The sequence below is a fragment of the Actinoplanes subtropicus genome (assembly GCF_000721705.1).
Classification (GTDB): domain Bacteria; phylum Actinomycetota; class Actinomycetes; order Mycobacteriales; family Micromonosporaceae; genus Actinoplanes; species Actinoplanes subtropicus.
Genome location: NZ_JOJL01000011.1, coordinates 311,397 through 322,468 on the forward strand (window position 1 = coordinate 311,397; position 11,072 = coordinate 322,468).

At 72.1% G+C, this 11,072-nt stretch carries 9 protein-coding genes; 3 read left to right on the forward strand and 6 right to left on the reverse strand.

The window, feature by feature from the left end; all coding sequences use genetic code 11:
* Nucleotides 1-12: 12 nt before the first annotated feature.
* The 4 genes from IH26_RS0117955 to IH26_RS0117970 are packed head-to-tail and all read right to left on the reverse strand — an operon-like array spanning nucleotide 13 to nucleotide 6,211.
* Nucleotides 13-450, reverse strand: coding sequence for a hypothetical protein (locus tag IH26_RS0117955; protein WP_030437355.1), 438 nt, complete (start codon nucleotides 448-450; stop codon nucleotides 13-15).
* 3 nt (nucleotides 451-453) lie between these two features.
* Nucleotides 454-1,557 (reverse strand): enolase C-terminal domain-like protein, encoded by a 1,104-nt coding sequence (locus tag IH26_RS0117960; RefSeq protein WP_051808237.1) that lies wholly within the window; start codon nucleotides 1,555-1,557, stop codon nucleotides 454-456.
* Nucleotides 1,550-4,441 (reverse strand): FAD-binding and (Fe-S)-binding domain-containing protein, encoded by a 2,892-nt coding sequence (locus IH26_RS0117965; protein WP_030437357.1) that lies wholly within the window; start codon nucleotides 4,439-4,441, stop codon nucleotides 1,550-1,552. The genes IH26_RS0117960 and IH26_RS0117965 overlap by 8 nt, the downstream gene beginning before the upstream one ends.
* Before the next feature lie 6 nt (nucleotides 4,442-4,447).
* On the reverse strand, nucleotides 4,448-6,211 hold the full coding sequence (locus IH26_RS0117970) for a thiamine pyrophosphate-dependent enzyme (protein ID WP_030437358.1): 1,764 nt from the start codon (nucleotides 6,209-6,211) through the stop codon (nucleotides 4,448-4,450).
* Between the two features lie 108 nt (nucleotides 6,212-6,319).
* Between IH26_RS0117970 and IH26_RS0117975 the strand changes: the two genes are divergently transcribed.
* From IH26_RS0117975 to IH26_RS0117985, 3 genes are read left to right on the forward strand one after another with little or no spacing between them, the layout of a single operon-like run.
* Nucleotides 6,320-7,297: a DNA topoisomerase IB gene (locus IH26_RS0117975; RefSeq protein ID WP_030437359.1), complete on the forward strand. Its 978-nt coding sequence runs from the start codon at nucleotides 6,320-6,322 to the stop codon at nucleotides 7,295-7,297.
* 14 nt (nucleotides 7,298-7,311) lie between these two features.
* Complete coding sequence (locus IH26_RS0117980) at nucleotides 7,312-8,526, forward strand: PP2C family protein-serine/threonine phosphatase (protein WP_030437360.1); 1,215 nt, start codon at nucleotides 7,312-7,314, stop codon at nucleotides 8,524-8,526.
* Nucleotides 8,527-8,546: 20 nt separating this feature from the next.
* Nucleotides 8,547-9,065, forward strand: a complete 519-nt coding sequence (locus IH26_RS0117985) for a DUF6328 family protein (RefSeq protein ID WP_030437361.1) — start codon at nucleotides 8,547-8,549, stop codon at nucleotides 9,063-9,065.
* Here IH26_RS0117985 and IH26_RS0117990 read toward each other — a convergent pair.
* The gene (locus tag IH26_RS0117990; RefSeq protein ID WP_030437362.1) at nucleotides 9,062-9,910 is read right to left on the reverse strand and encodes a Rieske (2Fe-2S) protein; all 849 of its coding nucleotides are present in this window, start codon (nucleotides 9,908-9,910) and stop codon (nucleotides 9,062-9,064) included. The genes IH26_RS0117985 and IH26_RS0117990 overlap by 4 nt on opposite strands.
* Before the next feature lie 48 nt (nucleotides 9,911-9,958).
* A complete protein-coding gene (locus IH26_RS0117995) occupies nucleotides 9,959-11,044 on the reverse strand; it encodes an MFS transporter (protein ID WP_030437363.1) in 1,086 nt (361 codons plus the stop codon).
* Between the last annotated feature and the right edge of the window lie 28 nt (nucleotides 11,045-11,072).

Consider the following 11,072-nt stretch of genomic DNA (forward strand, 5'->3'; position numbering starts at 1 on the left):
ATCGACGCCTGATCAGTTCGCCCGGGTGACCCGGCCGTCCAGGTGCGGTGGCCCGGAGCCGAGTTCGTGGAGGGTCAGCGGCCCGTCCGGCGGCCAGTCGAGCACGACGCTGCCGGGCGAGGAGGAGAGCACGACGGTGCCCCAGGCCCGGCGGAAGGCGGAGCCCGGCGCGGGAAGGTCGCGGATCGTGCCGCCGCGGGGGAGGCGGGACAGCAGCCGTACGGTGTCGGCCGCGATCGCCGCCGGCAGCGGAACGAGCCAGGCCGCCCAGCGTGGCTCGACACTCCACCGGGCGCGGGCCGCGTGCCGGGCCACGACCGCCAAGACCGCGCAGAGCAGGCCGACGCCGATCGCCACCGCGAACTCCGGCCCGGTGAAGGTGCCGAGCGTGGTGACGTAGACGGCGGTCAGCACCACCCACCAGACGACCGCCTCGGCGACGTGGCCCATCGGTCAGCCCGCCACTTGGAACTGCTTGGCGTCGGCGGCCTTGAAGGTCAGCCCGTGGCCGGGCGCGGACAGATCCGGGGTGAGCGTGCCGCCCGGACCGAGCGGCGTGACCCCGTCGAAGAACATCGATTCGATCCGTACGTGGTCGTGAAAGTACTCGAGATGCCGCAGGTTCGGGGTCGCCGCCGCGGCGTCCACGTGCAGGGCCGGTGCGCAATGGCCGGACACCTCCAGCTGGTGGGTCGCGGCCAGCGCGGCGACCCGCAGCCAGTCGGTGATGCCGCCGCACCGGGAGACGTCCGCCTGCAGGCAGTCCACCACCGGGATCAGCCGGGCGAAGCAGGGCAGGTCGTAGCCGTACTCGCCGGCCGTCACGTCGGGGGCCGTCGCGTCGCGCACCCGGCGCAGCCCGTCGAGGTCGTCCGAGGACACCGGCTCCTCGAACCAGCGCACGTCGGGGAATTCCGCCGCGAGCCGGATCGCCTGGGCGGCCGAGTAGCCGCCGTTGGCGTCCACATAGAGTTCCCGGTCCCCGAGTACGCGACGGGCCAGTTCCACCCGGGAAAGGTCGCGCCGTTCATGCGTACCCCAGGATTCACCGATCTTGATCTTTGCCCGGCCGATGTCGAGCGAGGCGGAAAGCCACTCGGCGAGACGAGAAGAGTCCCACGTGGTGAAGCCGCCGCTGGCGTAGACCGGGACCGACGGGCGGGCGACGCCGAGGAGCTTCGCCAGGCGTACGCCCAGAAGCCTTGCCTTGAGGTCCCAGAGCGCGACGTCGACGGCAGAGATGGCCGTCGATGCGACGCCGGAGCGGCCCGCGTTGCGCACCGCGCGGACCATCGCCTCCTGGGCGGCCGGCACGTCGAACGCGGACCGGCCGCCGATCGCCGGGGCCAGCATCTCGCCGATCAGGTGCCCGGCCGCGGCCGGCGCGTAGGTCCAGCCCAGCCCGACCTGATCGGCCGCGTGGACGTGCACGACCACGATCGTGGTGGCCTCCCACGCGAACGTTCCGTCCCCTTCCGGGCCGTCGGTGGGCACCTTGTAGGCGGCCCACTCGACGGCCCCGATGGCGGCCTCGATGGGGGCCCCGATGTCAGACATGGTCGCCCCGCACCGCGGCGTTGAGCACCTCGGCCAGGTGCAGCGGCCGTTTGCCGGTGTGCGCGTAATCGATCTGCGTACGGCAGCTGAACCCGTCGGCCAGCACCAGCGTCGACGGCGCCGCCTCCCGCACGGCCGGCAGCAGCCCCTGCTCGGCGCAGGCCAGCGACACATCCCGGTGCCCGGGCGTCATCCCGAAGTTGCCGGCCAGCCCGCAGCAGCCCGAGTCCGGCTCCTCCGCCTCGACCCCGGTCCGCTCCATCACCTGACGATCGGCGTCGAAGCCGAGGATCGCGTGGTGGTGGCAATGCTTTTGTACGATCGCTTTCACCGGGCCACCGGACAGCCGCGGCTGGAAGTCCGGGGCCCGGTCCAGCAACAGCTCGGCCAGTGTGTGCGTCTGCCGGGCGAGCCGGTCGGCGTCCTGATCCCGGCCGAACAACTCGCTCAGATCCGATCGGAAGACCGCCGTGCAGGACGGTTCCAGACCGACCACCGGCAGACCTTTCCGCACGTACGGCGAGAGCACGTCCACGGTCCGGCGCAACACCCGCTCGGCGATGCCCAGCTGCCCGGTCGAGATCCAGGTCAGTCCACAGCAGACGGTCTTCGGCGGCACCACGACCTCGAAGCCGGCCGCCTCCAGCACGCCGACCGCGGCCGCCATGACGCCGGGGGAGAAGGCGGTCGTGAACGAGTCGGTGAACAGCAGCACCTGCCCGCGCGTGCCCTTCGGCGACCGGCGTTTGCGCAGCCACCGATCGATCCGCGCGGGGGCGAATTTCGGCACGTCCCGCTTCGGGTCGACGCCGGCCAGCCGCTTCGCGAGCGGGATCCGGGCGATCGTGTTGGCCAGTCCGGGCGCGAGCGCGGCCGCCTGCGCGACGGCCGGCAGCCAGCCGAGCGAGTAGTGGTCGAGTGGCCGGATCCGACCGGCGTAGTGGTGCGACAGGAACTCGGCCTTGTAGGTCGCCATGTCCACCTGCACCGGGCAGTCGTGCTTGCAGCCCTTGCAGGCCAGGCACAGGTCGAGCGAGTCGCGCACGGCGGTGCTGCGCCAGCCGTCGTCGATCACTCCGCCGTTGAGCATCTCGAACAGCAGCCGGGCCCGGCCGCGGGTGGAGTGCTCCTCGTCCCGCGTGACCTGGTAACTGGGGCACATCACCTCGCCGGTCGGGCCGGAGCGGCGGCACTCGCCGACCCCGGCGCAGCGCAGCGCGGCCCGGGCGAAGCTGCCGTCGTCCTCGTGGTACCCGAAGTGGACGACCGGCTGGGCGGGCGCGTAGTCGGCGCCGAGCCGCAGGTCGTGGTCGAGCGGCCGGGCGTGCACGACCTTGCCGGGGTTCATCCGGTTGCGCGGGTCGAAGATCGCCTTGAACTCCTCGAACGCGCGGACCACGTCCTCGCCGTACATGATGCCCAGCAGTTCGCCGCGGGCCTGGCCGTCGCCGTGCTCGCCGGAGAGCGATCCGTGGTGTTCGACGCACAACCGGGCGGCCTTGGTCACGAACGATCGGTACGACGCGATTCCGTCCACGCTGGTCAGGTCGAACGGGATGCTGCAGTGCACGCAACCCTGCCCGAAATGCCCGTAAATGCTGGTCGCGCCGTAGCCGTAGTCGTTCAGGAGCGCCAGGAAAGCGCGCAGATAGTCGCCGAGCCGATCGGGTGCGACCGCCGAGTCCTCCCAGCCGGGCCACGCGTCCGGCCCGTTCGGGGTGCGTGCGGTGGTGGCCAGCCCGGCCTCCCGCACCTTGCTCAGCCGCTCCTCCTGATCGCCCTCCAGGATCACCCCGCGGTCACCGGCGAGTGCCGACGCCTTGGCCCGGACCTCCTCCTCGGTGTCCGCGCCGAGCTGGACCACCAGCCAGGCCCGCCCGTCCGGCAGGAACCTGAGGATCTCGGTGGGCCGGTGCTCCTCGCGCTCGTAGAGGAAGAGCTTCTCGTCGGCGGCCTCCAGCTGGATCGGGTCGTGCGCGGCGATCTCCGGCACGGCGTCGGCCGCCGACGGGAGGTCGGGATAGCCGAGCACGACCGTCGCCTTCTTCTTCGGCGGGACCATCAGGTCCACCTCGACCCGAAGCACGGTAACGCACGTGGACTCGGAGCCGACCAGGGCCCGGGCCACGTTCATGTCCGACAGATCCGGCAAATTGAACCCGGATATCCGCCGGGGAATGTCCGGGAAGCGGGTCTTGATCTGCTCGGCATACCGGCCGTAAAGGTCGCGCAGGGAGCGGTAGATCTCCGCCTTCCGGCCGCCTCCCGCGACAATCTCCTCAAATTCCTCCGGCGCGGTCGGCCCGACCCACATCCGCAGGCCGTCGTAGGTGAGGATCTCCAGGCGGGAGACGTTGGCCGCCATCGTGCCGCTCCACTGCGCGGTCGCTCCGCAGGAGTTGTTGCCGACCATCCCGCCGATCGTGCAGTGCGAGTGGGTGGCCGGCTTCGGCCCGATGATCAGATCGTGCTCGGCCAGCACCTTGTTCGCGTCGTCCAGCGGGGTGCCCGGCAGGATGATCGCCTTCTTGTTGACCGGGTCGACCGACTCGACGCCGTGCACGTGCTTGGTCCAGTCGAGCACCACCGCGACGTTGCAGCACTCGCCGCCGAGGCTGGTGCCGCCGCCCCGGTTGAGCAGCGGCACGTCGTGCTCGTGACAGATCTTGACCGCGGCGACCGCGTCGTCCACGTCGACCGGGCAGACCACCGCGATCGGCACCTGCCGGTAGTTGGACGCGTCGGTGGAGTACGCCGCGCGAGCACCCGCGTCGAACCGCACGTCACCCCGCACCACCGCCTTGAGCGCCTTCTCGAGCGCCGTGTAGTCGGTGGTGGGGGCGGAGCGGCGGGCGGTCGGGGTGGGAAGCGAGATGACCGCCATCGATCGTCAGCCTTTCAACTGCTGGATCTTGTCCTTGAACAGGGTGGAGGCGATCGACGCCTTCCGCGGCTGGCCGTGCAGCCAGGCCTCGGCGAACTTCTTCGCCTGGTCGTAGCTGACCTTGCCGGGCAGCGGCGGCTCGTCCGGGTTGACCGCGACGTCGATCAGCGCCGGCCCGGGGTGGGCGAGCGCCTCCCGCAGCGCGCCCGGCAGGTCGCCGGGCTTCTCGACGTGCACGCCGAAGCCGCCGCACCCGCGCGCCCAGGCCGCGAAGTCCGGCTTCGGCTCGCCGAACCGGATCCCGTGCTCGGGGTAGCCCAGGACCATCTGCTCCCAGAGGATCTGCCCGAGCGAGTTGTTGTTGTTGATCACGACCTTGATCGGCAGCTGGTACCGGGCCGCCGTGTGGAACTCGGCCATCAGCATGGCGAAACCACCATCACCGACGTACGCGATGACCTGCCGGCCCGGATAGGCGTGCTGGATGCCGAGCGCGTACGGCAGGCCCGGCGCCATCGTGGCGAGCGTGCCGGACAGGTAGAACTCACGGTTGCCGCGGATGTGCCAGTGCCGCGCCGCCCAGGTCGCGATCGTGCCGGAGTCGCAGGTCAGCACCGCGTCGTCGGCGGCCAGCGCGTCCAGCTGCTGGGCCAGGTACTGCGGCGCGATCGGGTCCCGCTCGCCCGACTCGAGCGCGGTCATCGACTCCCGCCAGTCCTTCATCTTCTCCCGGTACTTGGCCAGCAGCCCCTTGTCCTTGGCGTCGAGCAGCGGCAGCAGCGCCTCCAGCGTGGCTGCCGCGTCGCCGACCAGCGGCACGTCGGTGGGGATCCGGGTGCCGGCCCGGGCCGGCTCGATCTCGATCTGCACGACCTTGGCCTTGCCCGGCTCCGGCAGGAACTTCGTGTACGGGAAGTTCGTGCCGACCATCAGCAGGGTGTCGGCCTCCTCCATCAGCTCCTCGCTGGGCTTGGTGCCCAGCAGGCCGATGCCGCCGGTCACGTAGGGCGAGTCGTCCGCGACGACCATCTTGCCCATCAGCGACTTCACGATCGGCGCGCCGAGCTTGTCGGCGGCCTGCTCGACCAGCCGGCCCGCGCCGCGCGCGCCGATGCCGACCAGGATCGCGACCTTCTCGCCGGCGTTCAGCAGGTCGGCCGCCCGGCGCAGATCCGCGTCCCGGGGACGGACGGCGGGCGCCAGGTAGACCGGGGCCGTCGACGGCGGGCGGACCGGCGCGACCGTCGAGTACGGGTCCTTGCCGGCCGGCGCGATCTGGATGTCGTTCGGGACGGTCAGATGGGCCACCCCGCGGCGCGCGTACGCCGTCCGGATCGCCACGTCGACCAACGTCGGCAGCTGCGCCGGGTTCATCACGACCTGGTTGTACTCGGTGAGGTCCTCGTACAGCTTGTCCAGCGCGACTTCCTGCTGGTAGCCGGTGCCGAGCACGGCGGACTCCTGCATGCCGGTGATCGCCAGCACCGGAGCGTGGTCCAGCTTCGCGTCGTACAGGCCGTTGAGCAGGTGGATGCCGCCCGGGCCCGAGGTGGCCAGGCAGACCCCGATCTTCCCGGTCGCCTTCGCGTACGCGGTGGCCATGAACGCCGCCGCCTCCTCGTGGTGCACGAGCACGAACTTGACCTTGTCGGTGTGCCGGCGCAGGCCCTCCATGATTCCGTTGATGCCGTCGCCGGGCAGGCCGAAGATCGTGTCGACGCCCCACTCGGCCAGCCGCGTGATCAATAGCTCCGAAGTAATTTCTGCCACGCATGGCGGCTACCCCGATACCGCCGCCCCACACCCGGATGTGACAAGTTTGCGCGCTTCACCACTCGGGCATTCCGTCGGCCCGGGATGGGAAGGAAGGGGTCCGTGGTGCGGCTGCGGCGCAGCAAGCTGACCAGGCCGGGGTTGTCCCGCCGCCGGTCCGGCCGCGGTTTCACCTACCTGGACGCCGACGGCGCCCGGGTCACCGACGCCGCGACGCTGGAGCGGATCAAGGGGCTGGTCATCCCGCCGGCCTGGCAGCAGGTGTGGATCTCGCCGGACCCGCGCGGGCACATCCAGGCCACCGGCGTCGACGCCGCCGGCCGCAAGCAGTACCTCTACCACCCGCAGTGGCGCACCGCCCGGGACGCCGAGAAGTTCGATCGGGTGCTCGCGGCGGCCGGAAAGCTGCCCGCGGTACGCCGGCGGCTGCGCGCCGACCTCACGGCGGGCCGGGGGATGAGCCGGGAGCGGGTCCTCGCGGCCATCGTCAGCCTGCTCGACCTCGGGATGTTCCGGGTCGGCAGCGACGAGTACGCGGCCCGGGCCGAGGACCCCTCGTTCGGGCTGTCCACCCTGCGCCCGGAGCATCTGAGCACCCGGAACGGCTGCGTGCTGCTCACCTTCCCCGGAAAATCGGGCGTCGAGCACTCCGGCACGGTCGACGAGGGCGAGGTCTGCGCGGTGCTCACCGACCTCAAGCGGCGGCGGCGCGGCCAGAAGCGGCTCTTCGCGTACTGGGACGGGCATGCCCGCCGCTGGCGTGAGGTCGACGCGGCGGCGGTCAACGACTACCTGAAGGAGATCAGCGGCGGGAAGATGACGGCCAAGGACTTCCGCACCTGGCACGGCACCGTCACGGCCGCCACCGCGCTCGCCGAGGCCGGCCCGCGGCCCACCGCCGCCAAGCGCAGGAAGGTCGTCGCGACCGCGATGAAGGAGGTCGCCGACCGGCTCGGTAACACCCCGGCGGTGGCTCGGGCATCATATGTGGATCCCCGGGTGATCGAGCGCTACGAGGACGGCGAGACGATTGCCCGGGACAGCGAGCGGGCGGTCCGTGACCTGCTCGGTGACCACGATTGAGTAGGTTGTTGCCCATGGATGTCGACAGCGTGCGGACCGATGAGCGCCTGCGTCGTCTCGAGGCCGTCACCGACGCGACATTGTCCCGCCTGGACGCCTCCGACCTGCTCGACGAGCTGCTGGACCGGGTGCGGGATCTGCTCGGCGCGGACACCGCCGCGATCCTGCTGCTGGACCCGCACTCCGGCCAGCTGGTCGCGACCGCGGCCAAGGGCATCGAGGAGGAGGTACGGCGTGGCGTGCGGATCGCCATCGGCCGGGGCTTCGCCGGCCGGGTCGCCGAGACCCGCCGGCCGCTGATCCTGCCCGAGGTCACCGCGGACGACGTGGTCAACCCGATCCTGCTCGACCTGGGCATCCGGTCGCTGCTCGGCGTGCCGATCATGGCGGCCGGCGAGGTGATCGGGGTGCTGCACATCGGCTCGCTGCACCCTCGGGAGTTCACCCAGGACGACGTGCAGTTGCTGGAGCTGGCCGCCGACCGAGCCGGCACCGCCGGGCAGATCCGCAACCAGAAGCTCGAGCAGGCCACCGCGCTCGCCCTGCAACGCAGCCTGCTGCCCACCACCCTGCCCCGGCTGCCGGGCGTCGAACTGGCCGCCCGCTACGTCCCCGGCCACGCCTTCGGCATCGGTGGCGACTGGTATGACGTGTTCACCCTGCCCTCCGGCTGGCTCGGCGTGGTGATCGGCGACGTCTCCGGGCACGGCCTGGCCTCCGCGGTGGTGATGGGCCGGGTCCGCAGCGCCCTGCGCGCGTACACCCTGATCACCGACGACCCGGCCGAGGCGCTCACCCTGCTCGACCGCAAGGTGCGGCACTTCGAGGCGGGCAGCATGACCACCGCCATGTACGCGCTGATCTCGCCGGACCGCTCCACCGTGCGCGTCTCCACCGCCGGCCACCTGCCCCCGGTGCTGGCCGCCCCCGGCGAGCCGGCCCGGGTGCTCGAGCTGCCGGCCGACCCGCCGCTGGGCATCGACATCACCCGGCAGCCCCGGCGTACCACCACGGTCGCCCTGCCGCCCGGCGCGGTGCTGGCGTTCTACACCGACGGCCTGATCGAGCGGCGCGGCGAGCTGATCGACGACGGCATCGAGCGGCTGGCCCAGGCGATCACTCCGGCCCCGGCCGAGCAGCTCTGCGAGAAGGTCATGACGACGGTCGGCCTGGACGAGCCCACCGACGACGTGGCGCTGCTGGTCGTACGCCGTTTGGATGATCGCTGATCGGGGCACTCGCCAGCGGCATGACCGAGGAGAAGCGCCACATCAAGGACGAGGACGAGAAGCACCGCTGGGATCGCAACTTCGGCGATCTGCTGCAGGAGCTGCGGGTGGCGCAGACCGGCGTCCAGATCCTCTTCGCGTTCCTGCTCACCCTCCCGTTCAGCAACGGCTTCCCCAAGACCACGTCCTTCCAGAAGGACCTCTACGTCGTGGCGCTGCTGGCGGCGGCCGGCGCCGCCGCGATGATCATCGGGCCGGTCGCCTTCCACCGGGCGCTGTTCCGCCAGGGCCGCAAGCCGGAACTGGTCCGCTACGCGCACCGGATGGCCACCGGCGGCCTCGGGTTCCTGCTGATCTCGATGGTCACCAGCGTCTTCCTCATCGTCGACTTCCTGCTCAGCCCGTCGATGGCAGGGCTGCTCGGCGGCGCCACCGCGGTCTTCTTCCTGGTCCTCTGGGGCGGCATCCCGATCTACCGGCACAACTGGATCGACGAGGACGACGAGCAGGAGGACAAGTCGGTCAGCGCAGGCGATTAGGGCTGGCGGACCTCGACCATGCCATCGCGGACCCGGCAGGGGAGCACCGGCTGGCTGCTGGCCGCCGGGCCGTGCACCACCGCGCCGTCGGCGAGCCGGAAGGTACTGCCGTGCCAGGGGCAGACCACGCAGGCGTCCGGGCCGGCGCCGGTCACCTCGCCCTCGCCGAGCGGGCCGGTCTCGTGGCCGCAGCGCTCGATCAGCGCCGAGACGTGGTCGCCCTGCCGGTAGAACAGCACCGGTACGCCGCCGACCGTGCGCACCGAGGTCTTGCCCTCCGGCAGGAAGGACAGGGAGCCGGCCACCGTCCAGTCCTCGGGCAGGCGGGCGATCTCGGGCGCGGCCTGATTGGTGCCGGCGCTTTGCGCGTACGCCAAATGCCCGCCGAGGAACGCACCCAGCCCGGCCACCGACAGGCCGGCGAAGCCGAGCGCCCGCCCCCGCATGCCGTTGCTGCGCAGGCGGACGGCGAGCGAGCCGGCGTAGAGGCCGACCGCCAGCAGGTTCGACGCCGCGTGCACCAGGCCGACCCGGCGCCGGTCCTTGGTCATCTCGGACCAGTCGGCCCAGCCGGCCACCGCGGCCGGTCCCGCCGTCGCCACGCCCAGCGCCACCAGCGTGGTCGCCGCCCGCCGGCGGCCCCGCATCAGGTCGAGCGCGCCGACGCAGAGGAACGCTCCGACCGGCAAATCCACCAGCACCGGGTGCAGCGGGTGGCCGAGCCAGGTGCCGTGCAGCAGGTCGCGCAGCCGGCGCGGACGCACCACGGCGGTGACCACCTCCTGCAGCTTGTCGCTGACCGGGTCGAGCTCGCGGGCCGTTTCGAGTCGGGTGAGGATCCGCATGGGGACCGCATACCCCGGTCCGAGCCGGGTATGCACCGCACGCCGCCGTCAGCGTGACACCGCGCGGTAGACCACGCACATGGTCAGGCCGAGCGCCAGCAGGGGCGGGGCGAGCGCGTTCGCGGTCGAGGCGCCGATCGCCAGCCCGATGCCGGCCGGGAGCGCCGCGCTGCCCACCGCCGATGCCGCCACCTGCAGGCCGACCACCTCGTCGGCGCCGCCGGTGGTCAGCACGAACAGCGGGAACACCGGCGCCGCGGCCAGCCCCAGCACGATCAGCCCGGCGGCCGCGGTGGCCGCCTCGGGCACGATCATCAGTGCGGCGCCGGCGCTCACCCCCAGCACCGCGGCGCCCAGCACCCGGCGCGCGCCGAGGCGCTCGGCCACCGCGCCGAGCAGAACCCGACCCAGGAACATCATTCCCCAGTACGCCGAGACCACTAGCCCCGCGACCGTCGCCGGCACCCCCCGGCCCTCGGTCAGGAACACGTATCCCCAGAGGCCGGCGGCCCCCTCGATGCCCGCCTCGACCGCGGTGAACACGAGCGACCCGAGCACCGCCGGCCGCCGAGTCTTCCCGGCGGGCCGGGGCCGCGGCGCCGCCCAGGCCGACAGGGTCAGCGCGAAGGCGCCGGCGACCAGCGCCAGGGCCGCGCCCATCGAGCCGTACACCCCGCGCCAGGACATCCCGGCGCCGAGCATCGCGGTGGCGAGGACCGGCCCGGCGGTGGCGCCGAGCCCGTACGCGGCGTGCATCCAGTTGATCCGCCGCGGCCCGAAGTGCGCCGCCGCATAGGCGTTGAGCGCCGCGTTGACCGTCCCGAAGCCGAGATCGAACAGCACCATCCCGGTGCCGAACACCACCACCGACGACGCGACCGACTCGACCGCCAGCGCGACCCCGGTCAGCAGCGTCCCCACGGCCAGCAGCGCCCCCGCGCTCCACCGGGCGAGCAGCCGCCCGGCGGCGGTGCTGGCCACCGCCGACGCCACCACCCCGAAGACGACCAGGACGCCGAGCGTGGCGACGGGCTGATGAAGACCGACTCGGATGGACGGCCACAGCAGGCCCAGGGTCGAGCCGGGCAGGGCGGCACCGATGTAGGCCAGGCAGGCCAGGCGAAACGCAGGCACGGAAAGGCAACACCCTGATGAGGGCCGC